The sequence below is a fragment of the Kitasatospora sp. NPDC090308 genome, from assembly GCF_044769485.1.
GTDB classification, from domain to species: Bacteria; Actinomycetota; Actinomycetes; order Streptomycetales; family Streptomycetaceae; genus Kitasatospora; species Kitasatospora fiedleri.
Genome location: NZ_JBIVXY010000011.1, coordinates 193,050 through 216,191, shown reverse-complemented (window position 1 = coordinate 216,191; position 23,142 = coordinate 193,050). Strand labels below are relative to the sequence as shown.

26 protein-coding genes, 2 tRNA genes and 1 riboswitch are annotated in these 23,142 nt (G+C 75.8%); of the genes, 22 read left to right on the top strand and 6 right to left on the bottom strand.

Features of this window, described 5'->3' with window-relative positions; all coding sequences use genetic code 11:
- Together ACIQVD_RS24365 and ACIQVD_RS24360 are read left to right on the top strand one after the other, a co-directional pair.
- Window positions 1-73 (top strand) — tRNA-Met (locus ACIQVD_RS24365).
- Window positions 74-191: 118 nt separating this feature from the next.
- A tRNA-Met gene (locus ACIQVD_RS24360) sits at window positions 192-265 on the top strand.
- Between the two features lie 280 nt (window positions 266-545).
- Here ACIQVD_RS24360 and ACIQVD_RS24355 read toward each other — a convergent pair.
- Window positions 546-1,829 carry an MFS transporter gene (locus ACIQVD_RS24355; RefSeq protein WP_402291675.1) on the bottom strand — a complete coding sequence of 428 codons (1,284 nt, stop codon included), beginning with the start codon at window positions 1,827-1,829 and terminating at the stop codon, window positions 546-548.
- A 78-nt stretch (window positions 1,830-1,907) separates the two neighbouring features.
- On the opposite strand from ACIQVD_RS24355, the gene ACIQVD_RS24350 reads away from it, so the two are divergent.
- Window positions 1,908-2,279 (top strand): MerR family transcriptional regulator, encoded by a 372-nt coding sequence (locus ACIQVD_RS24350; protein WP_400691838.1) that lies wholly within the window; start codon window positions 1,908-1,910, stop codon window positions 2,277-2,279.
- On the opposite strand, the gene ACIQVD_RS24345 is transcribed toward ACIQVD_RS24350, so the two are convergent.
- The 3 genes from ACIQVD_RS24345 to ACIQVD_RS24335 all read right to left on the bottom strand — a co-directional run bounded on the left by ACIQVD_RS24345 (window position 2,237) and on the right by ACIQVD_RS24335 (window position 4,831).
- Window positions 2,237-3,001: a class I SAM-dependent methyltransferase gene (locus ACIQVD_RS24345; RefSeq protein ID WP_402291674.1), complete on the bottom strand. Its 765-nt coding sequence runs from the start codon at window positions 2,999-3,001 to the stop codon at window positions 2,237-2,239. The genes ACIQVD_RS24350 and ACIQVD_RS24345 overlap by 43 nt on opposite strands.
- Window positions 3,002-3,350: 349 nt before the next feature.
- Window positions 3,351-4,049, bottom strand: coding sequence for a sensor domain-containing protein (locus ACIQVD_RS24340; RefSeq protein WP_402291673.1), 699 nt, complete (start codon window positions 4,047-4,049; stop codon window positions 3,351-3,353).
- Window positions 4,050-4,261: 212 nt separating this feature from the next.
- Window positions 4,262-4,831, bottom strand: a complete 570-nt coding sequence (locus tag ACIQVD_RS24335) for a GNAT family N-acetyltransferase (RefSeq protein WP_402291672.1) — start codon at window positions 4,829-4,831, stop codon at window positions 4,262-4,264.
- Between the two features lie 50 nt (window positions 4,832-4,881).
- On the opposite strand from ACIQVD_RS24335, the gene ACIQVD_RS24330 reads away from it, so the two are divergent.
- Window positions 4,882-5,694: a hypothetical protein gene (locus ACIQVD_RS24330; protein ID WP_400691850.1), complete on the top strand. Its 813-nt coding sequence runs from the start codon at window positions 4,882-4,884 to the stop codon at window positions 5,692-5,694.
- A 71-nt stretch (window positions 5,695-5,765) separates the two neighbouring features.
- Here ACIQVD_RS24330 and ACIQVD_RS24325 read toward each other — a convergent pair whose 3' ends face one another.
- The gene (locus ACIQVD_RS24325; RefSeq protein WP_402291671.1) at window positions 5,766-6,584 is read right to left on the bottom strand and encodes a M23 family metallopeptidase; all 819 of its coding nucleotides are present in this window, start codon (window positions 6,582-6,584) and stop codon (window positions 5,766-5,768) included.
- Between the two features lie 10 nt (window positions 6,585-6,594).
- Window positions 6,595-6,744, bottom strand: a riboswitch (cyclic di-AMP (ydaO/yuaA leader).
- A 241-nt stretch (window positions 6,745-6,985) separates the two neighbouring features.
- Here ACIQVD_RS24325 and ACIQVD_RS24320 point away from each other — a divergent pair.
- From ACIQVD_RS24320 to ACIQVD_RS24245, 16 genes are all read left to right on the top strand, one after another.
- On the top strand, window positions 6,986-7,276 hold the full coding sequence (locus ACIQVD_RS24320) for a YiaA/YiaB family inner membrane protein (protein ID WP_100836888.1): 291 nt from the start codon (window positions 6,986-6,988) through the stop codon (window positions 7,274-7,276).
- Window positions 7,277-7,448: 172 nt separating this feature from the next.
- The gene (locus ACIQVD_RS24315) at window positions 7,449-8,327 is read left to right on the top strand and encodes an alpha/beta fold hydrolase (RefSeq protein WP_402291670.1); all 879 of its coding nucleotides are present in this window, start codon (window positions 7,449-7,451) and stop codon (window positions 8,325-8,327) included.
- Window positions 8,327-8,911: a TetR-like C-terminal domain-containing protein gene (locus ACIQVD_RS24310; RefSeq protein ID WP_400691858.1), complete on the top strand. Its 585-nt coding sequence runs from the start codon at window positions 8,327-8,329 to the stop codon at window positions 8,909-8,911. Before ACIQVD_RS24315 ends, ACIQVD_RS24310 begins: the two co-directional genes overlap by 1 nt.
- 30 nt (window positions 8,912-8,941) lie before the next feature.
- Entirely contained in the window at window positions 8,942-9,133 is a 192-nt protein-coding gene (locus ACIQVD_RS24305; protein ID WP_400691861.1) for a hypothetical protein, read from the top strand.
- A 175-nt stretch (window positions 9,134-9,308) separates the two neighbouring features.
- Window positions 9,309-9,533, top strand: coding sequence for a hypothetical protein (locus ACIQVD_RS24300; RefSeq protein WP_400691863.1), 225 nt, complete (start codon window positions 9,309-9,311; stop codon window positions 9,531-9,533).
- Window positions 9,534-9,670: 137 nt separating this feature from the next.
- Window positions 9,671-11,848, top strand: coding sequence for a SpoIIE family protein phosphatase (locus ACIQVD_RS24295; protein WP_402291669.1), 2,178 nt, complete (start codon window positions 9,671-9,673; stop codon window positions 11,846-11,848).
- Between the two features lie 103 nt (window positions 11,849-11,951).
- Window positions 11,952-13,298, top strand: coding sequence for a sensor histidine kinase (locus ACIQVD_RS24290; RefSeq protein WP_400691868.1), 1,347 nt, complete (start codon window positions 11,952-11,954; stop codon window positions 13,296-13,298).
- Window positions 13,282-13,689 (top strand): roadblock/LC7 domain-containing protein, encoded by a 408-nt coding sequence (locus tag ACIQVD_RS24285; RefSeq protein WP_400691871.1) that lies wholly within the window; start codon window positions 13,282-13,284, stop codon window positions 13,687-13,689. The genes ACIQVD_RS24290 and ACIQVD_RS24285 overlap by 17 nt, the downstream gene beginning before the upstream one ends.
- Entirely contained in the window at window positions 13,686-14,030 is a 345-nt protein-coding gene (locus ACIQVD_RS24280) for a DUF742 domain-containing protein (protein WP_100836896.1), read from the top strand. Before ACIQVD_RS24285 ends, ACIQVD_RS24280 begins: the two co-directional genes overlap by 4 nt.
- Window positions 14,008-14,604, top strand: a complete 597-nt coding sequence (locus ACIQVD_RS24275) for an ATP/GTP-binding protein (RefSeq protein WP_100836897.1) — start codon at window positions 14,008-14,010, stop codon at window positions 14,602-14,604. Before ACIQVD_RS24280 ends, ACIQVD_RS24275 begins: the two co-directional genes overlap by 23 nt.
- A complete protein-coding gene (locus ACIQVD_RS24270; RefSeq protein WP_400691875.1) occupies window positions 14,601-16,016 on the top strand; it encodes a cytochrome P450 in 1,416 nt (471 codons plus the stop codon). Before ACIQVD_RS24275 ends, ACIQVD_RS24270 begins: the two co-directional genes overlap by 4 nt.
- A complete protein-coding gene (locus tag ACIQVD_RS24265) occupies window positions 16,013-17,101 on the top strand; it encodes a cytochrome P450 (RefSeq protein WP_400691878.1) in 1,089 nt (362 codons plus the stop codon). The genes ACIQVD_RS24270 and ACIQVD_RS24265 overlap by 4 nt, the downstream gene beginning before the upstream one ends.
- A gap of 71 nt (window positions 17,102-17,172) precedes the next feature.
- Window positions 17,173-17,430, top strand: a complete 258-nt coding sequence (locus ACIQVD_RS24260) for a hypothetical protein (RefSeq protein WP_400691881.1) — start codon at window positions 17,173-17,175, stop codon at window positions 17,428-17,430.
- Between the two features lie 75 nt (window positions 17,431-17,505).
- Window positions 17,506-19,239, top strand: a complete 1,734-nt coding sequence (locus ACIQVD_RS24255; protein WP_402291668.1) for a pyruvate dehydrogenase — start codon at window positions 17,506-17,508, stop codon at window positions 19,237-19,239.
- A 460-nt stretch (window positions 19,240-19,699) separates the two neighbouring features.
- A complete protein-coding gene (locus ACIQVD_RS24250) occupies window positions 19,700-20,305 on the top strand; it encodes a helix-turn-helix domain-containing protein (protein WP_111555021.1) in 606 nt (201 codons plus the stop codon).
- Window positions 20,306-20,336: 31 nt separating this feature from the next.
- Window positions 20,337-20,516, top strand: coding sequence for a DUF6126 family protein (locus tag ACIQVD_RS24245; protein ID WP_318551985.1), 180 nt, complete (start codon window positions 20,337-20,339; stop codon window positions 20,514-20,516).
- Here the strand turns inward: ACIQVD_RS24245 and ACIQVD_RS24240 are convergent.
- A complete protein-coding gene (locus ACIQVD_RS24240) occupies window positions 20,504-21,934 on the bottom strand; it encodes a PLP-dependent aminotransferase family protein (RefSeq protein ID WP_400691888.1) in 1,431 nt (476 codons plus the stop codon). The genes ACIQVD_RS24245 and ACIQVD_RS24240 overlap by 13 nt on opposite strands.
- 50 nt (window positions 21,935-21,984) lie before the next feature.
- On the opposite strand from ACIQVD_RS24240, the gene ACIQVD_RS24235 reads away from it, so the two are divergent.
- Together ACIQVD_RS24235 and ACIQVD_RS24230 are read left to right on the top strand one after the other, a co-directional pair.
- Window positions 21,985-22,452, top strand: coding sequence for a carboxymuconolactone decarboxylase family protein (locus tag ACIQVD_RS24235; protein ID WP_402291667.1), 468 nt, complete (start codon window positions 21,985-21,987; stop codon window positions 22,450-22,452).
- A 60-nt stretch (window positions 22,453-22,512) separates the two neighbouring features.
- Window positions 22,513-23,130, top strand: a complete 618-nt coding sequence (locus ACIQVD_RS24230) for an SDR family oxidoreductase (protein WP_100836903.1) — start codon at window positions 22,513-22,515, stop codon at window positions 23,128-23,130.
- Window positions 23,131-23,142: the final 12 nt, after the last annotated feature.

Below are 23,142 nucleotides of genomic sequence, written 5' to 3'. Positions count from 1 at the left end.
GCGGGGTGGAGCAGCTCGGTAGCTCGCTGGGCTCATAACCCAGAGGTCGCAGGTTCAAATCCTGTCCCCGCTACTCAGTAGCACGAAGGCCCGGAAGCATCGCTTCCGGGCCTTCGCCGTGTGTCTGGAGGTGCTGCCGTTCGCCGGTGTGACGGGCGCGTCCCGTGATGGGGTAGGGTGGTGTTCACCGACGCGGGGTGGAGCAGCTCGGTAGCTCGCTGGGCTCATAACCCAGAGGTCGCAGGTTCAAATCCTGTCCCCGCTACTCAGTAGCACGAAGGCCCGGAGGCAACGCCTCCGGGCCTTCGCCGTGTCCGCCCGGAGGTCGGCCGGACGGTCGGTCGGAAGGTCGGCCGAATAAATCCGTTGCCTCTCCCGGCGGGCGGTGCCTATGGTGGCGGCACACTGAAAGGAGGTGATCCTGAGTTGAGTTCTTTCAGGATGCGTGAGGTGGCTGCTCGCTAGAGCCGCCCCTGCCTGCGCAGCGGTGAGGCCGTTCGGTCTCCGGCTCAGGCGAATTTCCAGCAGTCACCCGGCCCGTGGGCTCACCGGCACATCCCCGGTGCCTCGGTCGCCGTCCCCAGCGGGACGGTCCGAGGAGCAGCCCGCGGGCCGTCTGCGTTCTCGGAGGTCCGGGAGGTCCCGGGGGTCCCGGGGGCCGTCGCCCCGCGCCGGGGCGGGAAGCCGTGGCGGCGGGCCGCCGCGGTGACGGCGAGGACGGGCAGCAGCAGGGCGAGGGCGAACGGGGGCAGCGCGCCGGGGCCGCCCAGGTCGAGCAGCAGCCCGCCGACGGCACCGCCGAGGCCCATCGCGGTGTTCCAGGTGGCGACCAGCAGGGTCTGGCCGCGTTCGCCGCCGGCGTCGGCCACCGCGGTCTGGAACAGCGGGGCGGCGCCGCCCCAGCCGAGGCCCCAGAGCGCGGCGGCAAGCAGCACCAGGGGTGCGGCGGGCGCGGGCAGCAGCAGGAGGGCGACGGCGGCGAGGAACGCGGTGCCGGCGGCCAGCGTGAGCCGCCGCAGCCGCCGGTCGACCAGCGCGCCGGTGGCGGCGAGCCCGACGACGGCGGCCAGGCCGAGGACGAGCAGCAGCAGGTCGCGGCGGTCGGCCGCGCCGTAGTGGTCGAGCAGCGCGGCGATGTAGGTGTAGAGCACGTTGTGGGCCAGGACGTACGCGGCGGTGACGAACAGCACGGGCCGCACGCCGGGCAGGCGCAGGGCGGCGCGGACGGGTTCGGGGCGGCCGGAGCGGCGTCCGGGGGCGTCGGGGACGGCGGCGGCGATCCACAGCAGCAGGGCGGCGGCGAGGACGGCGACCAGCGCGAAGGTGGGCCGCCAGCCGATCAGCCGGCCGGACCAGGTGCCGAGCGGGATGCCGAGGGAGAGCGCGAGCGGGACGCCGATGCCGGTGACGGCGATCGCCCGGCCGTGCAGGGCGGGCGGGGTCAGGCGGCGGGCGTAGCCGACGAGTTCGGCCCAGATCGCGGCGACGGCGACCCCGGCGGCGATCCGGACGGCCATGGTGAGCGGGTAGGACGGGGAGAGCGCGGTGACGGCGTCGGCCAGCAGCAGCACGGCGACGGCGGCCAGCACCAGGCGCTTGCGGGACCAGTGGGCGGTGGCCCGGGCCAGCGGGATCGCGGACAGGCCGGTGGCCAGGGCGTAGCCGGTCAGCGACTGGCCCATCGCGGATTCGCCGACCCGCAGGTCGTGGGCCATCTCGGGGAGGACGCCGGCGGGCAGCGCCTCGGTGACGATACCGAGGAAGGCCGCGGTGGCCAGGGCCAGCAGCGGGGACCAGCGCAGCCGGGGCGCGGACGGGGTGGTTGCCATGCGGGTATGGTCGAACTCTGACATCGATGTGAGAGTCAAGTCCTTCCGGCGGGCCGGGGACGGCGGACGGAGGAGCCGGTGCGGATCGGTGAACTGGCGGCCCGGACGGGGGTGGCGCCCCGGCTGCTGCGCTACTACGAGGAGCAGGGGCTGCTGAAGCCGGGCCGCTCCGCGAACGGCTACCGGGAGTACCAGGAGCCGCTGGTGGAGCGCGTCCGGCAGATCCGCTCGCTGCTGGCCTCGGGCCTGTCCACCCGCACCATCCGCACCGTGCTGCCCTGCCTGACGGACGGCCAGTTCCACGTCCGGGACGCCGCGCCGGAGACGCTGGCGGTGCTGGAGCACGAGTACCGGCAACTGGCGGAGCGGGCGGAGTGCCTGGCCCGCAGCCGGGACGCGGTGGGCGCCTACCTGGGGGCGGTGCGCTCGCTGCGGGCGGCCGGGCGGTAGCCGGGGCGCGGCGGGTGGGCCGGGCGCAGCACCAGCACCCGGCCGGTGGCACCGGTGCGCAGGACGCGGCTGGCGATCCGGTGGTGGCGCAGCGCGGCGCGCAGTTCGGTCAGGTGCGGGCAGCGCCGGCCGCGTTCGTCGTACAGCGGGAAGACCCGGACCTCGCCGTCGGGGGCGGTGACCCGGACGAGTTCGCGCAGCGCGCGGAGCTGCTCGACGGGGCCGAAGACGGCCGGGTAGGCGAACAGCAGGTAGGAGCTGAGGGTGAGCGCGAAGGTGCCGTCGGCGAACGGGAGCCGGGGCAGCGCGGCGGCCACGTAGCGGTCGGGGTGGGCGGTGGCGTCGGCGGTGAACAGCCGGCGGGCGCGGTCCCAGCTGCGCAGGTACTTCTCGGGGCGGCGCAGGGCGGGCAGGTGGCTGCGGGGGTCGCGGCGGATGGCGGCGGCCATGGTCGCCCGGCCGTCGGCGGCGAGCGCGGCGAGGCGGTGCGGGCCGAGCGCGTAGCCCGGGTCGGCGGCGACCACCTCGCAGCCGAGCGCGCGGGCCTCGGCGGCGAGCGCGGCGGCCCCGCCGGGGCAGTCCAGGACGGGGCCGGGCAGCCGGGCCAGTTCGACCCGGGTGAGGCCGAAGCAGGCGCAGTACTCGTCCAGCGGCCGGGAGGTGACCAGCACCGGCGGAGCCTCCGCGGGCCGGGAGAGCCGGGCGAGGGTGGTCGGGCACATGCGGGGCCTCCGGACGTTCGACGGGCCCGGGGTGCGGCCCGGGCCCGTGGTCATCCGACCACGGGCCCGGGGGTGTCGCACGTCCAGTCGGTGCCGGGGGCGCGACCGACGCGGGAGGAGATCCGGCCGTCGACCGGTCGGCGGCGGAGGTCCGCACGACCCCGGGGAGACCGGGCCCCGACCGAAGGGTCGGCTGGCGACCGGGAAGCCGAACGGCACCCGCAGGCTCGGCCACCGGCGGAGAGCAGGGCTCGGACGGCCGACGGCGGAAACCCGACCGGCCCCGGGAGGACCGGGCACCGGCCGGGGAATCCGCCGACGGCCGCGAGGGCGAACGGCGGCTGCGGGCTCAGTCGTTGGCGGAGAGGAGGGCCCGGGCGGCGAAGCGGTGGATGCCGGTGAGGCCGCGGATCAGCTGCGGGGTGAGGAGGACGAAGACCAGGCCGAGCACGCAGACGCCGGCGATCTGCGAGGGCTCGGTGAGCTCGTAGACGTGCTGGACGCCGTGGGAGTCGCGCCAGTCGGCGACCCGGTAGCCGTCCCAGGGGGTGTAGCGGCCGAACACCCACTGGTAGGCCGGGAACAGGGCGAGCGACCAGCCGAGGCAGAAGAAGGTCACCGAGAGCGTGAAGCTGAGGATCGCCCAGGGGAGCATGACGAACTGGTGCAGCGCGGCCTTCCAGCCCGCCGGGTCGGCCAGTCGGCCGGTGATCCGGCCCCAGACGCCCTCCCGGCGGACGGTGATCTCCGGCGGAGTGGGCAGTTCCTCGCCCAGCAGGGTGCGGATCCGCAGCCGCTCGGCGGCGCCGAGGCCGCGGGCGACGGCCAGCAGCAGGGCGAGGACGGGCAGGCCGATCGCGGTGAGGGAGAGGCCGAGGCCGGCGCAGAACAGCGGCACGACCAGGGCGAAGCCGAGCACCGCCATCGGCAGCCCGCTGAGCACGTAACCGAGCTGCTGGAAGGTGCGCCGGGAGAACGGGGCGCGCCAGAACCCGGGCCGGTCGAGGTGGCCGCCGGGGCTGGTGACGGGGTACGCAGCGGTGGACATCCGCGGTCCTTCGGGTCGTCGGGCGGCCCCGCCGGTCGGCGGTGCCGGGCACGTGCTCCAATCTGCCGCAGCGGCCCGGCCGGGGTAATGACGCCTGCTGCCGAATCCGTGGTGGGGTTAACCCCCGTCCCGCCCTGCGGCCCGCTCTCCCCCGGACGCGACGGACGCGACGGACGCGACGGACGCGACGGACGCAGCGGACGCGACAGGCGCTACGGACGCGACGGCCCGGCCCACGGCGGGCCCGGCCACTCGGGGGCCAGCAGCGAGTACTGGAGCGCGTCGTGCCACCCGCCGTCCCGGTGCGACTCGGCCCGGATCCGGCCCTCGTACCGGAACCCGGCCCGGGCCAGCAGCCGGACCGAGGCGGTGTTGGCGGGGTCGCAGCGGGCCGCCAGCCGGTACAGGCCCAGGGTCTCGAAGCCGAGCGCGCACAGCAGCGCGGTGACCTCGGTGGCGTACCCGCGGCCCCAGGTGTCGCGGCGCAGGACGCAGCCGAGCTGGGCCGCGTGCCCGTCCTCGCGGGTGAGCGCGGCCTGGCCGACCGGCTCGCCCGACGGGTCGTCGACGGCCAGCCGGTAGTGCGTCCGGGGCTCCTCCTCGACGGCCTCCAGGTACAGCTCGACCTGGTCGGCGCAGTCCTCGAAGTCCCGCACCCCGAACGGGAGGTGGCGGACCGTCTCGGGGTCGCCGTGCACCGCGTGCAGGGCGGACACCTCCTCCGGGGTGTGCCGGTACTCCCGCAGGGTGAGCCGGGGGCCGCGCAGCCGGAGGGTCTCCATGGCCGCCGACCCTACCGGGCGCCGGTCCGGGGACCGGCTACCGTACCGGGGTGGACGACGACGACCTGCACCTGCTCCCCCGTACCCGCGCCGCCGATCTGCTGAGCTGGGCGGACGGGGCGGGGCTCGACCCGGTGCCCGAGCCGGCGGTGCGGACCGTGCTGACCCTGCTGGAGCTGGGCGGGGCCCGGCTGCACGAGGGCCTTCCCGAACTCACCTCCCCGGTGCTGGAGCACCTGCTCTACGAGCAGCTCCACCTGTACGTGCAGCCGGACGGCGACCCGGCGGCGTACCCGGCGGCGGTGCGGCTGCTGATCGAGTGGCAGCGGGCGGCCCGGCGGCTGAACGCCAAGCGCGCGGAGAAGCTCCGCGCGGAGGCCGACTGGCAGGGCGAGGTGCTGCTCTCCCTGCTGCGCCGCTCCGACCTGGTGACCTGGCCCCGGCTGTACGCCCTGCTGCTGCGCGCGGACGGGGTGCCGACCGCGGACCTCGGTGCGGTCCGGGCCTGGCTGGCGGCGTTCCGCGAACTCCCGGAGGAGGAGCGCTTCGCCGCCTTCGACCGGGTGCCCGGCCTGGACGGGGACGGCCACTGGGACCAGCCGGGACGGCCGCTGCTGATCGGCGTCTCCACCGACGGGGCCCGGCGGCTGCTGGAGCAGGGCCTGATGCGGCGCAGCTACCGCAACCTCGCCGAGCTGAACGCCCGCGGACTGCCGATGCCCGCCGAACTCACCGGCGCGTTCGAGGAGTTCGAGGAGGCAGTGGCGCAGGCCGCGATCGACCTGTGCGGCGAGTGGACCGTCCCGGGGCTGCCGCGGCTGCTGCTGGAGGAGTTCCCGGAGCTGGCCCCCGAGGAGTACTGAGCGGGCCGGGGAGTACCGAGCGGGCCGGGGCGGCCGGGCGCGAGAGGGCCGCGCACCGCCCCGGGCGGGGCCTAGGGCCGGAGGCCGAGGTGGTGCAGCCAGGGGAGGGGGTCGACGGGGGCGGCGCCGCCCGGGCGGACTTCGAGGTGCAGGTGGGGGGTGGTGGCGTTGCCGGTGGCGCCGACGGCCCCGAGGACGGTGCCGGGGGCGACCCGGCCGGCGGGGGCGGCGATCCGGGAGAGGTGGCAGTACCAGAGCTCGGTGCCGTCGGGGAGGGTCTGGATGACCCGGTAGCCGTAGGTGCCGGACCAGCCCGCCGAGGTGACGGTGCCGGCGGTGACGGCGGTGACGGGGGTGCCGGTGCGGGCGGCGAAGTCCAGGCCGGTGTGCAGGTGGGCCCAGTGCGCACCGGGCTGGGCGGACGGGTCGGCCAGCCGGTAGCCGGCGACCGGCAGGACGGCCTCGGCCCCGGCCGCGGTGGCCTCGGTGGCCACGGGGTCGGCCGCGGTCTCGGGCGCGGTCTCGGCCCGGCGGTCGGCGTGCTTGGCCTCCGCCTCCTGCGCGGCGGCGACCCGGGCGGACTCCTCGGTGGCGGTGCGCTGCCCGTCGGCCTGCTGGAGGATGCGGGCGGCCAGGGCGAGGCCCGGGTCCGCGGCGAGCAGTCCCTCGGAGGCTTCGTCGGCGGCGGCGACGGGGGCCGGGGCCGGTGCGGCGGCCTGGGCGGGGGCGGCGGCGAGGCCGGTGGCGCCGAGGGCGGCGGTCATCGCGGTGACGCCCAGCAGCGGTGCGCCGACGCGGGCCTGGCGGGGCAGCCGGGGCCGGACGGGTTCGGTCTCGACCGGGTGGTCGAGCAGCTGGGTGCCGGTGCTCTCGGTGTAGGTCGACGCCACGGGGGCGCGCTCCTTCCTTCCCTGCCGCCGACCGGGTTAGCTGACGGGTTCGGAGGTGGAAGGTCTCCTACGGTCGGGCCCAGGGCCGTCCCGATTCACCCCGGTGGAACGTGGTTCCCCGGCTCCCGGGCCCGACCGCGGGGGTGGGCCCGATGGATTAGGCGTGGCGCACGGTGCCGCATGGTTACGGCGTTGCCGACCGCGCTGCGTTATCAAACGTTAATCCTATGGACCCCATGATTCCAAGCGCCTACCGAGGTGCAGTGAAACTTTCCTGACGCCCTATGGGCGATTTGTGACGGTTCGCCAAGGGGCCCGGTTCCGGACATGACGGACCGTGACGGCGCGGTTGAGTATCCGTACTCACGACCCCCCGCCGCCCCCGGCGGGACCCTGGCCCCATGACCGCATCCGTGCCGCACCGCACCACCTCCGCCTACTACCTGCAGGCCGTCGCCTCTTTCGCGTTCGCCACGGCCGCCCTCGTCCTCGGGATCGCCTACCTCCCGGTCAGCGCCTGGATGCGCGCCTTCCTCGGCGTCGGCCTGCTCTACGAGATCACCTCCGCGTTCACGCTGGCCAAGGTGATCCGCGACCGCCAGGACGAGGGCGCGCTCACCAGCCGGGTCGACCAGGCCCGGCTGGAGAAGCTGCTCGCCGAGCACGACCCGTTCAAGGTCGACGGGATCTGACCGGACGGGGCCTGGCGGGATCCGAGCGCCCGGCGGGCGGGCGGCGCGGGCGGCAGGGGCGGGCCGGTGGCCGGGAGTTGACGGCTAAGGCTATTAGCCTTAGCTTTATGGCTATCGGCAGGAGCCGGGCCCTGAGCGCCCGGAGCGCCGGACGCCCGCCAGGAGGCCCGCGATGAACAGCACCCTCGGCACCACCACCCGGTACCTCGACGTCACCGGCGGCCGGATCGCCTACGACGACGCCCCCGGCCCCGGCGTCCCGGTCGTCCTGCTGCCCGGCATGCTCGACAAGCGGGCCGTCTACCGCCACCTCGCCCCGCTGCTGGGCGCCGCCGGGCACCGGGTGGTCAGCATGGACCTGCGCGGCATGGGCGAGTCCTCGACCGGCTTCACCGACCACAGCCCGGCCGCGATCGCCGAGGACCTGGCGGCCCTGCTGGACCACCTGGACCTGCGCGGCGCCGTCCTGGTCGGCAGCTCGTACACCGGCGCCAGCGTGGTCCGGGCCGCCTCGCTCGCCCCCGGGCGCACCGGCGGCGTGGTGCTGATCGACGCGTTCGTCGAGAACCTGCCGCTGAACGGCTTCCAGAAGGCGCTGTTCGGCCTGGCCGCACCGCTGGTCACCGCGTTCCCCGGGCTGTGGAGCGCGATGCAGAAGTTCTACTACCCGGGCGAGCGGCCCGCCGACTTCGACGCCTACCGGGCCGGGCTGGCCGCGATGCTCCGCGAGCCCGCCCGCAAGGCCGCGCTGCGCGGCTACCTGAGGGGCGACTCCGCGCCGGTCGGCTGGTGCGCGGCGGTCGACGTGCCCGCGCTGGTGCTGATGGGCGACAAGGACCCGGACTTCCCGCGGCCCGGGCTGGTCGCCGACCGGCAGGCCGCCGCGCTGCGCGGCCGCACGGTGATGATCGGCGGCGCCGGCCACTACCCGATGGCCAGTCACCCGCAGGCCGTCGCCGACGCCCTGCTGCCCTTCCTGGCCGGACTGGGCGGGCAGGTCGGGCAGGCCGGGCAGGCAGGCCCGTCCGACGAGAACGGGACCGCCCGCTGATGCCCCGCGCCGGACTCTCCACCGCCGCCGTGGTGGACCACGCCCTCGAACTGATCGACGAGCGCGGCGCCGAGGCGCTCACCCTGGCCGCCGTCGCCGCCCGGGCCGGCGTCGCCACCCCCTCGCTGTACAAGCACGTCGCCGGGGGCCTGCCCGAACTGCGCCGGCTGGTGGCCGTCCGCACCACCGAGGAGCTGGCCGACCACCTGGCCGCCGCCGTGCTCGGCCACTCCCGGGACGCGGCGGTCCGCGCCCTGCTCGCCGCCTACGCCGGGTACGCGCTGCGCCACCCCCGCCGGTACGCGGCGCTGCCGCAGGCGCCGGACCCGGAGCCGGGCCCGGCGCTGGCCGCGGCGGCCGAACGGCTGGTGGGCGTGCTGTTCGCGGTGCTGCGCGGCTACGGGCTGGCGGGCTCGGAGGCGGTGCACGCGGTGCGGACGCTGCGGGCCGCGGCCCACGGGTACGCCTCGCTGACCACGGCGGGGGCGTTCCGGCTCGCCGAGGGCACGGACGTCACGCTGGAGCGGCTGACCGGCGTGCTGGTCGAGGGCCTGGCCAACTGGCCCGGCGCGGAAGGCGCGTGACCTCCGGGGCGCTGCCGCGTTCTACCCGGTATGAAGAAGCGCAGCCTGCTCGCCTTTGCCTCGCTCGCCGTCGGCGTGGTCGCCTCCCTCACCGCCCCCAGCGCGCACGCGGCGCCGGAGCACGGGGCCGGGCTCGGCCCGCTCAAGGACGCCGTCTCCGCCCCGGACCTGCCGCTGGACGGGGACACCGTGCGACCGGCCGCCGAGCAGCCCGGGGCGTGACCCGGGCGGCCACCGGTCCGCGGGGAACGCGCCGGTGGCGCGACGTCCACACCTTTTCGCAACCTGACGCCCACCATTCCGACACCACTGGTGCGTAACACTGTCCTTCGGTCGGGAAGTCATACCGCGTGGAGACCTTCCACGGGTGTGACCGACAAGCACGGAGGACCAGGACATGCCGCAGGCGACCCAGCGCACCGAGCCCGGCACCGGGCTGATCCCCGTTCCCCGGACGGCGCCGGACGGCGCGCCCGGCGCCGCGCGCCCGGCGGCCGCCCCGCCGCGGGAGGGCTGGGGCGCCGCGCTGCTGCGCGGGATCGCGGTGGCGCGTTCGCTGCGCTCGCTGCGGCCGGTCGCCGCGCGCCCGCAGCGCGGGTACGGCGAGGTCGACGGCCAGTAGCCGCGGGCGGTGCCGGGAGCGGCCGGGTGTCGGAAATGCCGGTGCTGTCCCACGTGTCGTGAAAGCGCCCGGTTGCCCGGTGCGTCCATAAGATGGGCAGCACTGGCACGTCGACCGGAAGGGCCGGGCGCCTCCCCATGGACCAGGACCAGAGCTCCCCGCGCCGCGCCAGCCGGTCCGAGCTGCGGTGCGTACGGGCACTGCTGCGGGCGTCGAGCGCGGCCGAGCTGCTGGCGGCGCTGCTGGCCGAGGGCCCGGCCTGGATCACCGGCGAGGGCTCGGCGCTGTACCTGCTGGACGGCGATGGGGCGCTGCGGCTGACCGCCTCGCACGAGCTGCCCGCGTGGGCGCACCGCAAGTACGCCGTGGTGGACCCGGCGGGCGGGCTGCCGGTGGCGCTGGCGCTGCGGCGGCGGGAGCCGGTGCTGCTGAGCCCGCAGCGGACCAGCGCGGACTACCCGAACGCGGCGGCGGGCCTGGGCACCGGCCTGGTCGCGCTGGCGGTGCTGCCGCTGGTGGTGGACGGGGACCCGGTGGGTTCGCTGGCGCTGGCGCTGGCCCACCGCGGGGCCGTCCCGCGCCGGGACGTGGAGCTGCTGGAGACCTTCGCCGACGTGGTCGCGCACCGGCTCGCGCACCTGTTGGACCACGTGCGGGCGGCCGATCCGGCGGTGGCCGGGCCCCGGCCGGAGATCCCCTCCGCCGACGGGCAGTTGGTGTCGCTGGCGGTGCGCTCGGCGGGGGCCGGAGCGTTCGAGCGGGACCTGGTGACCGGCGAGACGGTGTGGGACGCCCAGGCGTACCGGGTGGTGGGCCTGCCTCCGCCGGGGGCGACCGGGCGGGCGCCGGACCTGGCGGAGGTGGTGCACCCGGAGGACCTGCCGGACGTGCAGACCGCCCTGGCGGAGGCGCTGGCGGTCGGCGGCCCGTACCGGGTCTCGTACCGGGTGGTGCGGCCGGACGGCACCACCTGGCAGGTGGACGAGGTCGGCGAGGTGATGCTGGACGTGCACCGCCGGCCGGTGCGGACGGCGGGGCTGCTGACCGGGCGGGCGTGGCGGCCGGGCCCGGCGGGCGGTCCCGCGGCGGCCGCGGCGGCGGGGGCCCGGTCGACCCTGCTGCTGGCGCTGACCCGGGCGCTGTCCCGGGCGGTGACGGTGCGGGAGGTGACCACGGCGCTGACCGACGTGGCCCGGCCGGCGCTGGGCGCGGCCGGGGTGGTGTTGGACCTGGTGGACGAGGGCCGGCTGACGCCGGTGTCCCCGGCGGTGTTCGGCGGCCCGCACCGGGCCGAGCTGAACCGGCTGCACGACCTGGCGGGCGGGGTGATGGAGCACGTGCTGGCCCGGGCCGCGCCGCTGTTCAGCGAGCCGGACCGGGAGCCCCGGGGTCCGGAGGAGCCGGCCGCCTGGACGGTGCTGCCGCTGGTGGCCTCGGGGCGGCAGGTCGGCTCCTGCCTGATCACCTTCGCCACCGAGCGGGCGTTCAGCCGCGAGGACCGCACCATGTACTCGGCGTTCGCGGGCATCCTGGCGCAGTCGCTGGAGCGGGCCCGGCTGTACGACGTGCACCACGAGCGGGCCAGCGAGCTGCAGCGGGCGATGCTGCCGCGCTCGCTGCCGGCGCTGCCGGGGATCGCCTCGGCGGCGCGCTACCTGCCGTCCACCGAGGGGATGCAGATCGGCGGCGACTGGTACGACCTGCTGCGGCTGCCGGGCGGCCTGGTCGGGCTGGTGATCGGCGACGTGCAGGGCCACAACGCGGAGGCCACCGCGGTGATGGGGCAGCTGCGGTCGGTGCTGTGGGCGTACGCGACGGAGGGGAACGACCCGGCGGCGGCGCTGGAGCGGACCGGCCGGCTGCTGGCCGAGATGGAGACCGAGCTGTTCGCCACCTGCCTGTACGTGGTGCTGGACCCGGCGAGCGGCCTGCTGCGGGCGGCCCGGGCCGGGCACCCGCCGCCGGTGCGGATCGGGGCGGCCGGGGCGGCCGAGCTGGAGCTGCCGGGCGGCCCGCCGCTGGGGGTGCTGCCGGAGGTGCGCTACCCGCTGGTGGAGGCCCGGTTGGAGCCGGGCGAGACGCTGCTGGCCTACACGGACGGGCTGGTGGAGGTCCGGGACGAGGACTACGACGAGTCGGTGCAGCGGATGCTGGGCGGGCTGGAGCTGTGGACGGCGGAGGCCGGCGGGGCCCGGCGGCTGGGGCGGCCGGGGGCGCTGGAGCGGCTGGCCGACCTGCTGACGCTGAACGTGACCGAGCGCGCGGTGCGGCAGGACGACGTGGCGCTGCTGCTGCTGCACCGGACGGCTAGCTGAGATCCGCCCGAACCCGCCCGGCTTGTCCGAAATTGACGGAATCTGAACGGCGGAAGTTGGAACCGTTCATACGCAAGTAGTAACACCACCATAAACTCCGCGTGTGACGACCACTCAATGGTGCCTGGCAGCAGCTTCCTTGCTCGCCCTCCTCGCCCTCGCGGCGGCTGCCCGCTCCCGCGCCGTCACCCGGGCCCTGCGCTCCCGGCTGTCCCGTACCGAGAACGAACTCGCGGCCGTCCAGCAGCAGTTGGCCGCCGAGCTGGCCGACCGCCGGGCCGGGGCCGAGGCCGCCCTGCAGGAGCAGGAGATGAACGCGGCGACCCGCCGGGCCTTCCTCAACGTGGCCCGCCGGATCCTGGTGATGGCGCACGACCAGCAGGCCGGGCTGGACGAGATGGAGCGCACCCACGACGACCCGGTGCTGCTCGACGGCCTGCTGCGGGCCGACCACGCCGCCGCCCAGCAGGCCCGCCTCGCCCAGACCCTGGCCGTGCTCTGCGGCTCGCGGGCCGGCCGGACCTGGCCCGAGCCCGTCCCGCTGGAGGACGTGGTGCGCGGCGCCCAGGGCCGGATCCTGCCGTTCCAGCGGGTGGTGGTGCACAGCCGGGTGGACACCGCGGTGCTCGGCGCCGCCGCCGAGGCGCTGATCCACGCGGTGGCCGAACTGCTGGACAACGCCACCCGCTACTCGCCGCCCAGCTCGCAGGTGTACGTGACGCTGATGCCGGTGCACAACGGCGCGGTGATCGAGATCGACGACTGCGGCGTCGGCATGACCGACGTGACGGTGGCGAAGGCCGCCGCCGCGCTGGCCGGCGGCGGCTCGCTGGAGGTCTCCCGGATCGGCGAGGTCCCGCAGCTGGGCCTGGCCGCGGTCGGCCGGCTCGCCCAGCAGTACGGCTTCCGGGTCACCGTGCACTCCACCCCGTCCCCGTACGGCGGCGTGCGGGTGGTGGTGCTGCTGCCGAACGCGCTGCTCACCGACCCGCTGCCGCACGGCCTGCCGGGCGCCGCGGCCCGCCCGGCGGTGGCGGCGCCCGAACCGCGCCGCGCCGGGCCCGAGCCGCGCCACCGCACGTCCGAACCGCGCCACCGCGCGCCCGAACCGCGCTCCCGCGCCACCGACCCGCTGCCCGTCCGCCCGGTCACCCCCCGGACCGCGGCGGCCCAGCCCCCCGGCGCGGCCCAGCCCCCCGAAGGGCCGCCGCGCGGCGGCGCCCTGCCGCGCCGCACCAACCGGCGGGGCAGCGCCCCGCAGCACCAGTTCCCCGCGGAGCCGGCGGTCTCGCCGCGCTCCGCCCGCGAGGCCCAGGCCTTCATGTCGCTGTTCCAGAGCGGTACCGCTGACGGCCGCGTCGCCGCCCAGCAGGACCGGTGGTCCGACCCGGACCGCCCCGACGTATTCCCCGCTTCCCCCCAGGGAGACTCCCATGACGACCAACCCTGATCTCGGCTGGCTGCTGGCCGACATCGTCTCCGTACCGGAGGTCCGGCACGCCCTCGTGGTGTCCAACGACGGACTGGAGATCGGCCGCAGCCCGCGGATCGACCGGGACGACGCCGAGCGACTGGCCGCCGCCTGCTCCGGGCTCCAGTCGCTGTCCCGGGGGGTGGCGACCGGCTTCGGCGACGGCAGCACCCGGCAGATCGTCATCGAGTACGGCGGCGGCTACCTGTTCGTGGTCGCCGCCGGGGCCGGGGCGCACCTCGCGGTGGTGGCCGGGGAGTCGGTGGACGCGGGCCTGGTGGCCTACCAGATGCAGATGCTGGTCGGGCGGATCGGCGAGCACCTGACCGCCGCGCCCCGGCAGGAGAGCGCCGCCGGGGACCTGCGGTGAGCCGCGGACCGGTACGCCCGTACGTCATCACCGGCGGACGCAGCCGGACCGGCCGGAGCGTGCTGGAGTTCGAGAGCCTGGTGCGGACCGTGCCGGGGGTCGCGGTCGACCCGATGGTGGTGAACCGGGAGCAGTTGGAGATCCTGGAGATCTGCCGCCAGCTGCTGTCGGTCGCCGAGGTGGCGGCCCACCTCGGCCTGCCGATCAGCGTGCTGAAGGTGCTGGTGGGCGATCTGTGGGAGCTGGGCGCGGTCCAGGTGCTGCCGCCCGTACGACCGGCCGAGCGGGCACCGCTGGCCCTGATCGAGGAGGTGCTGGTTGGTCTCCGTCAGCTCCGTTGAGCCGACCTACCTGCCGCCCAGCGTGCAGGGCGCGGTGAAGATCCTGGTCACCGGGCCGTTCGGGGTCGGCAAGACCACCCTGGTCGGCGCGCTGAGCGAGATCGACCCGCTGCGCACCGAGGAGACGATGACCGCGGCCGGCGAGGACGTGGACGACCTGACCGGCCGTCCGCACAAGTCGACCACCACGGTGGCGCTGGACTTCGGCCGGATCACGCTCAGCGGCCGGCTCGCGCTGTACCTGTTCGGCACGCCCGGGCAGCAGCGGTTCTGGCCGCTGTGGGAGGACCTGTCGCGCGGGGCGCTGGGCGCGATCGCGCTGGTCGACTCGCGCCGGATCGAGGAGTCCTTCGACGTGCTCGGGCTGCTGGAGGAGCAGCGCATCCCGTTCGCGGTCGCGGTCAACCTGTTCCCCGACACCCCGCCCTACCCGGAGGAGGAGCTGCGGGCCGCGCTCGACCTGCTGCCCGGGGTGCCGATCCTCACCTGCGACGTCCGTGACCAGGGCGCCGCTCACCGCCTGCTGATCGATTTCGTCGACCACCTGCGGGTGGGCGCCCTGGAGCTGTCATGACCGTTCCCGAACACCTGGCGGCCACCACCGGCTGTCCCTACACCGGCCGCCCGGCCGGTGCCGCGCTGTACGGCTCGGCGGTCGCCGCCGACCCGCACGGCCTGTACGCCCGGCTGCGCGCCGAGCACGGCCCGGTCGCCCCGATCGAGCTGGAGCCCGGGGTGGAGGCGTGGCTGGTCATCGGGTACCAGGAGATGCTCGAACTGACCCGCAACGAGCAGCAGTTCTCCAAGGACTCGCGGGGCTGGCGGGTGCCCCGGGAGGGCCGGCTGCGCCCGGACTCGCACCTGGTGCCGATGACCATGTGGCGGCCCACCCTGCAGAGCATGGACGGCGCCGAGCACCAGCGGCTGAGCAGCGCGGTCGCCGACACCCTGGCCCGGATCGACCACAAGCGGCTGCGGGAGACCACCGAGGCCGCCGCGATGGCGCTGATCGAGAGCTGGGGGCCGGACGGCACCGCCGACCTGGTCGGCCAGTTCACCCGGCGGCTGCCGCTGCTGGTCTTCACCCAGCTGCTGGACCTGCCCGAGGAGGACGGTCCGCACCTGCTCGAACTGATCACCGGGGTGGTGGACAGCAACGCCGACTCGCAGCGGGCCTCCGCCGCGCTGGCCGCGCTGCTGGCCTCGCTGGTGCGGCGGCGGCGCGAGCGGCCCGGCGAGGATCTGACCTCCTGGCTGCTGACCCACCCGGTCGGGCTGACCGACGAGGAGGTGGTGCACCACCTGGTGGTGATCCTGATCGCGGGCAACGAGCCGACCATCAACTGGATCGGCAACACGGTGCGGCTGCTGCTCACCGACCGCCGCTTCCGCACCAGCCTGACCGGCGGCCGGGCGACCGTCGCGGACGCCCTGGAGGAGGTGCTCTGGCGCGACCCGCCGGTGCAGAACTTCCCCGGCCGGTGGGCCACCTCGGACACCGTGCTGGGCGGCCAGTACATCAGCGCGGGCGACCTGCTGGTGCTCGGCCTGGCCGGGGCCAACGACGACCCGTCGGCGCACGGCCCGGACGGCCTCAGCGGCAACCGGGCCCACCTGGCCTGGGGCGCGGGCCGGCACGTCTGCCCGGCCAAGGACCCGGCCCGGCTGATCGTCGAGACCGCGATCGAGACGCTGCTGCACTGCCTGCCGGACCTCCAGCTCGCCGTCCCCGCGCACGAGTTGACCTGGCGCCCGTCGCCCTGGTCGCGCGCCCTGACCAGCCTGCCGGTGCTGTACAGCGCCTTCACCCCGCCCCGCCCCGCACCGCCCGAGAGGACCGCATGGACACCGCAGCCGCAGACCGGGTCTGCCCCTACAGACTCGACCCCGTCGGAGCAGACCAGCACGCCGAGAACGAGCGGCTCCGCGCTCGCGGACCTGCGACGCAGGTTGAGCTCCCTGGTGGGGTGGTGGTCTGGGCGGTGACCCGGCACGACGCCCTCCAGCGGGTGCTGGCCGACCCCCGGGTCGGCAAGGGCGTCGGGCACTGGTCGCTGTACCGGGAGGGCGGGCTGCCCGAGGGCTGGCCGCTGCTGACCTTCGTCACCGTGCCCGGGATGACCACCTCCGACGGTGCCGACCACCGGCGGCTGCGCGCCCTGTCCGCGCAGGCGCTCACCCCGCGCCGGATCGCCGAGCTGGCCCCCGCCGTCCGGCAGCGGGTCGCCGAGCTGCTGGACGCGCTGCCCGCCGCGCAGGACCCGGCGGCCGGGGTCGACCTGCGCGCCCGGTTCGCCTACCCGCTGCCGATGCACGTCATCGGCCGGCTGCTGGGCCTGGACCCGGACCAGCAGGACCGGCTGCACGAGCTGTCCGACATCGTGGTCAGCTCCTCCGGCGCGCCCGGCGCCAGCGCGGCCGCCGCCCGGGACATCGGCGTGCTGCTGGCCGGCGTGGTCGCCGCCAAGCGGGCCGAGCCCGCCGACGACCTGACCACCGCGCTGATCGCCGCCCGCGAGGACCAGGACCGGCTCAGCGAGCCCGAACTGATCGGCATCCTGCTCCAGCTGGTGGTGGCCGGCCACGAGACCACCCTCAACCTGATCTGCAACGCGGTGCACGCCCTGCTCACCCACCCCGAGCAGCTGCGGCTGGTGCTGGACGGCACCGTGCCGTGGTCGGCGGTGGTCGAGGAGACGCTGCGCTGGAACTCCCCGGTCGGCCAGTTCCCGATGCGCTACGCGCTGGAGGACATCGACCTGGGCGAGGGGGTGGTGATCCGCGAGGGCGACGGGATGCTCGCCTCGTACGCGGCGGCCGGGCGCGACCCGGAACAGTGGGCGGACGCGGACCGCTTCGACCTGACCCGCTCCCCGCTGCGGCACCTCTCGCTCGGGCACGGGCCGCACTTCTGCATCGGCTCGGCGCTGGCCCGGCTGGAGGCGGAGACCGCGCTGCGCGAGCTGTTCGCGCGCTTCCCCGGGCTGCGGCTCGCCGAGGGCGCGGACCCGCGGCCGATCCCGTCCTTCGTCAGCAACGGCATCAGCAGCCTGCGGGTCCGGCTCGGCTGACGCCCCGCCGCGGGCTCCCCCGCCCGGCCGGTCCACGTGACCGGGCGGGGGTCGCCCTCGTTGCACCTGCCATGAAGAAGCTCACCGCACTCGCCGTCCTGTCCGTGGCCGGGCTGGCGCTCACCCAGGCCCCCGCCCAGGCCGACCCGATCGCCTCGGCCGGCGGCCTCGGCCAGGCCCAGGGCCTGGACACCGGCTACCACGGCGCCCTGCCCTCCACCGCCGAGCTGTGCCACCGCGACCTGGCCCAGTACCCGGTGGTCGGCCCGCTCACCGACTCCGCCACCGGTGCCTGCGAGACGCTCGGCGCGGCCGTCGACGGGCAGTAGCCACGCCCCGGACATCCGGAACCGTTATGGTGCGAATGTCCGTTTCTTCCGTGGTTCCTGGCGTGAGGTGATCCCGTGGGCAGCGTGGCCGACCAGATGGTGGAAGTGCTCCGGCAGGCCGGGGTCGAACGCGTCTACGGAGTGGTCGGCGACAGCCTCAACCCGGTCGTCGACGCGATCCGCCGCGCCGAGGGCATCTCCTGGGTGCACGTCAGGAACGAGGAGGCCGGGGCGTTCGCGGCCGCCGCCGAGGCCGAGCTGACCGGGCGGCTCGCGGTCTGCGCGGGCAGCTGCGGCCCCGGCAACACCCACCTGATCCAGGGCCTGTACGACGCCCAGCGCAGCGGGGTGCCCGTGCTGGCCCTGGCCTCGCACATCCCGTCCGGACAGATCGGCACCGGCTTCTTCCAGGAGACCCACCCCGAGCGGGTGTTCACCGACTGCAGCACCTGGTGCGAGATGCTCTCCAACCCCGCCCAGCTGCCCCGGCTGCTGCGGGTCGGCATCCAGCACGCGCTCGGCGCCCCGGGCGTCTCGGTGCTGGTCTTCCCCGGCGACGTCGCCGCGCTCACCGCCCCCTCCCCCACCGGGAGCAGCGCCTTCCTCACCGAGCAGGCCGTCGCCGCCCCGCCCTGGTCCCAGGTCCAGGCCCTCGCCGAGGCGCTCAACTCCGCCCGCACCGTGACCGTCTTCGCCGGCGCGGGCGTCCGCGGCGCGCACGAGGAGCTGATGCACCTCGCCGAGGTGCTGCAGGCCCCGGTCGGGCACTCGCTGCGCGGCAAGGAGTGGGTGCAGTACGACAACCCGTACGACGTCGGGATGAGCGGCCTGCTCGGCTACGGCGCCTGCCACGAGGCGCTGCACGAGGCCGAGTTGGTCCTGCTGCTGGGCACCGACTTCCCCTACGACTCCTTCCTCCCGCAGGCCCGCACCGTCCAGGTCGACCACGACGCGACCCGGCTCGGCCGCCGCACCCCGCTGGAACTCGCCGTGCACGGCGACGTGGCCGCCACGCTGCGGGCCGTGCTGCCGCTGCTGGAGCGCAAGACCGACCGCCGTTTCCTGGACGGGATGCTGGACCGGCACTGCAAGGCCCTGGAGACGGTGGTCGGCGCCTACACCAAGGGCATCGAGAAGCACCGGCCGATCCACCCCGAGTACGTCGCCTCGGTCCTCGACGACGTCGCCGACCAGGACACGGTGTTCACCGTCGACACCGGGATGTGCAACGTCTGGGCCGCCCGCTACCTCACCCCCAACGGGCGCCGCCGGGTGATCGGCTCCTTCCTGCACGGCTCGATGGCGAACGCGCTGCCGCACGCGATCGGCGCCCAACTCGCCTTCCCCGGACGGCAGGTGGTCTCGATGTCGGGCGACGGCGGGATCGGCATGCTGCTCGGCGAACTGCTCACCGTGGCGAAGTACCGGCTGCCGGTGAAGACCGTGGTGTTCAACAACGGGGCGCTCGGCATGATCAAGCTGGAGATGCTGGTCTCCGGCTACCCCGAGGCCGAGATCGACAACGGCGACGTGGACTACGCCGCGATCGCCCGCGCCTGCGGCATCCCCGCCAAGCGGGTCACCGACCCCGCGAAGGTCCGCGAGGTGCTCGTCGACGCCCTGGAACGCCCCGGCCCCGCGCTCGTCGACGTGGTCACCGACCCCAACGCCCTCTCCATCCCCCCGCACATCACCGCCGCCCAGCTCAAGGGCTTCGCCCTCGCCGCCGGCCGCACCGTCCTGACCGGCGGAGTCGGCAAGATGATCGACCTGGCCCGCTCCAACCTCCGCAACATCCCGCGCCCCTGAGCGGCCTTCAGGGGGGCCGGGGCTCTCCAGGGAGGAGGCCGCCGGCGGGAGGTGGGAGGAGCGGGAAACAGGCCCTGCGGGCGGCAGGACGGGGGAAGAGGAGAGCAGCCGGCAGCCTTCAGGGGCGGGACCGGGGCTGCCCGGGGAGGAGGCCGCCGGCGGGAGGTGGGAGGGGAGGGGAACAGGCCCTGCGGGCCGCAGGGGGAAGAGGAGAGCAGCCGGCAGCCTTCAGGGGCGGGACCGGGGCTGCCCGGGGAGAAGCCGTCGGCAGGAGACGAGGGAAAGAGGCCCTGCGGGCGGCAGCCTTCAGGGGCGGGGGCGGGGGCGGGGTTGTCCGGGGAGGGACGGTCGGCCCCTTGTGAGGGGTGGGTGGGGGTGGGGAGGATGAGGGGCGGTCGCGGGGGTTTGCCTGAGAGGCAAGTTTGTTGCCTGTGGGGCACGGAGGGTGTCCACTGGGGGCATGACGGACAGCCCACTCGGTGAGGACCAGGAGGTCGCGGGCCTCGGTGCGCGACTGCGGGAGCAGCGGGTCTCCAGCCGCTTGACGCTGGAGGCCGCGGCGGCCCGGGTCGGCCTCTCGCCAGCTTACTTGTCGCGCCTGGAGACCGGGCGGCGGCAGCCCTCGCTGCCGGTGCTGCTGGGCCTGGCCCGGGCGTACGGGACGAGCGTGGCCGGGCTGCTCGGGGAGCAGCCCGGCGAGCCGGACCCGGTGATCCGGGGCGGCGGGATCGAGCCCGGGCGGGCCGGCGGCTGGGGCTACCGGCGGGCCGGTGCGCCGGGCCGGGCGATGCAGGCGCTGCGGGTGCACGTGCCGCCGAGCACGCAGGACGCGGTGGTGCGGGTGCACCCGGGCGAGGAGTGGCTGTACGTCACCGAGGGCCGGATGCGGCTGACCCTGGGCGACCGGGTGCACCTGCTGGAGCCGGGCGACTCGGCGCACTTCGACTCGATGACCCCGCACGTGATCGCCGCGGACACCGCCGACGGCCTCGACCTGATCTTCGTCCACACGCTGTTGCAGAGCCCGGCCGGCGAGCTGTGCCTGGGCGACGCCCCCCGCATCTAGCCCCGTCCGCCACCACCGTCAGGAGACCGCCATGGCCGACACCGCGAAGCACCCCGCCCACGCCCCCGTCCCGAAGTACGCCGAGACCATCGACGCGGGCTACCGCGCCTCGAACCGGGTCTGGATCCGGGTGTGGATCTACATCGTGTCGGGCCACGTCTTCGTGGGCTTCCTGTTCCTGCTGTTCTACGTCGGCAGTCACAAGGGCTGACGGAGCAGCGCGCAGAGCGCGTCGAGGGCGGGTTCGAAGGCGTGCTCGGGCGGGGTGCCGTAGCCGATCACCAGGCCGGGGGCCCGGCCCGGGGCGGGGGTCGCGCCGGGGGCCAGGCTCCAGCCCAGGGTGTTCAGGGCGAGGCCGGACTTCCTGGCGCGGCGCAGGAGTTCGTCCTCGCCGGGGCCGTCCGCGGGCAGTTCCAGGACGGCGTGCAGGCCGGCGTTGAGGCCGGTGACCCGGACCTGCGGGGCGCGGGCGGCGAGCACCTCGACCAGCCGGTCGCGGCGGCGGCGCAGCAGGTGCCGGCTGCGCCGGACGTGCCGGTCGTAGCCGCCGGAGTCGATCAGTTCGGCCAGGGTGAGCTGTTCCAGGGCGCCGCTCTGCCCGTCGGCCAACCGCTTGTGCCGGGCCACCGGTTCGACCAGGGCGGCGGGCAGGGCCAGCCAGGCCAGCCGCAGGCCCGGGGCGAGCGACTTGGCGGCGGTGCCCGCGTACACCACCCGTTCGGGGTCGAGGGCCTGCATGGCGCCGATCGCGTGCCGGTCGTAGCGGAACTCGCCGTCGTAGTCGTCCTCCAGCAGGTAGCCGCCGGTCTGCCGGGCCCAGTCGACGGCGGCGGCCCGCCGGGAGGCCCGCAGCGGGACGCCGGTGGGGAACTGGTGGGCGGGGGTGAGCACGGCCAGCCCGGCGCCGGTGCGGTCGAGGCCGGTGGTCAGGGCGCCGCCCTCGTCCAGCGGCAGCGGGCGCAGGGCCAGGCCGCGGGCGGTGATCGCGGCGTGCTGCGGCGGCAGGCCGTACTCCTCGACGGCGACCTCGGTCAGGCCGTGCTCGCGCAGGGCGGCGCAGAGCAGGCCCAGGCCCTGGAGGTAGCCGGTGCAGATCAGCAGCCGCTCCGGGTCGGTGCGCACGCCGCGGGCCCGGGCCAGGTAGTCGGCCAGGGCGCGGCGCAGTTCGATCCGGCCGCGCGGGTCGCCGTAGCCGAACGCCTCGTGCGGGGCGGTGGCCAGGGCCCGGCGGGCCGCGGCGAGCCAGGCGCCGCGCGGGAAGCGGCTCAGGTCGGGCGAGCCGGGGCGCAGGTTGTGCACGGGCGCGGGCCGGACGGGCAGGCCGGGCGGCGGCGCGGCCGGGGACGGCTGCGGACCGCGTCCGGCGACCACGGTGCCCGAGCCCTGGCGGGAGGCCAGCCAGCCCTCGGCGGCGAGCTGGGTGTACGCCTCGGCGACGGTGTTGCGGGCGATGCCGAGGTCGGCGGCGAGCGCCCGGGAGGACGGCAGCCGGGTGCCGGCGGCCAGTCGGCCGTCGCGGACGGCGGTGCGCAGCGCGTCCTCCAGGGCGGCGCGCAGGCCCAGGCCGCGGGCCCGTCCGGCGTCCAGGTCGAGGTGCAGGTCGCCGCCGAAAGTGGCCCAGGAATCCATCCCCCCAATGAACCACGCCGCCGGTCCACCGCGCGCCTACGGTGGGCGGCATGACCGACGAATCCACCGTTCCCGCCCCTGCTCCCCGCATCCTGCTGCACCGCAGCGCCCCCGACTTCCACCGCGCCCTGCTGGAGGCCTCCCGGGCCGCCACCGCCGGCCTGGCCGACCCGGTGGTCACCGAACTGGTCAACCTGCGCGCCTCGCAGATCAACGGCTGCGCGTTCTGCCTCGGTGTGCACGCGCGGGACGCCCGCGCGAACGGCGAGCGCCCGCACCGCCTGGACACCCTGGCCGCGTGGCGGGAGACCCCGTACTTCACCGCCCGCGAGCGCGCCGCGCTGGCCCTCACCGAGTCGGTCACCCTGCTCGCCGGGACGCACGTCCCGGACGAGGTGTTCGACGAGGCCGCCGCGCACTTCCCGGAGACCGAACTGGCCCACCTGATCGGCCTGATCAGCGCGATCAACGCGCTCAACCGGGTCGGCGTGACCAGTCGGCTGACCCCCCGCCCGTAGCGGGGCCGGCGGCGCGTCCCGGCGTGCCGGGGCCCCCGGCCGGAGGTAGCGTCGCGTTCCATGGACGTGGTGATCGCAGGTGGGCACGGAAAGATCGCGTTGCGGCTCTCGAAGCTGCTCTCGGCCCGGGGCGACACGGTCGCCGGGCTGATCCGGAACCCGGCGCAGGCCGGGGACCTGGAGGAGGCGGGGGCCCGGCCGGTGGTGTGCGACCTGGAGCGGGCCTCGGTGGAGGAGCTGGCCGGGCACCTGGCGGGGGCGGACGCGGTGGTGTTCGCGGCCGGGGCCGGGCCGGACAGCGGGGCGGCCCGCAAGGAGACCGTGGACCGGGCCGGGGCGGTGCTGCTGGCGGACGCGGCGCACCGGGCCGGGGTGCGGCGGTACCTGCTGGTCTCCTCGATGGGGCTGGACCGGATCGGGGACCCGGAGGTCACGCCGGAGTTCGACGCGTACCTGAAGGCGAAGTGGGCGGCCGAGGAGGCCGTGAAGGAGCGTCCGCTGGACTGGACGGTGCTGCGCCCCGGCGGCCTGACCGACGGGCCCACCGAGCGGCACGCGCACCTCGCGCCGCCGCCGAACCGGCCCGGCCGGGTGTCCCGGGACGAGGTCGCGCACACCCTGGTGCGGCTGCTGGACGACGAGACCACGGTGCACCAGACCCTGGAGCTCACGACCTGACCGCGGTTGCCC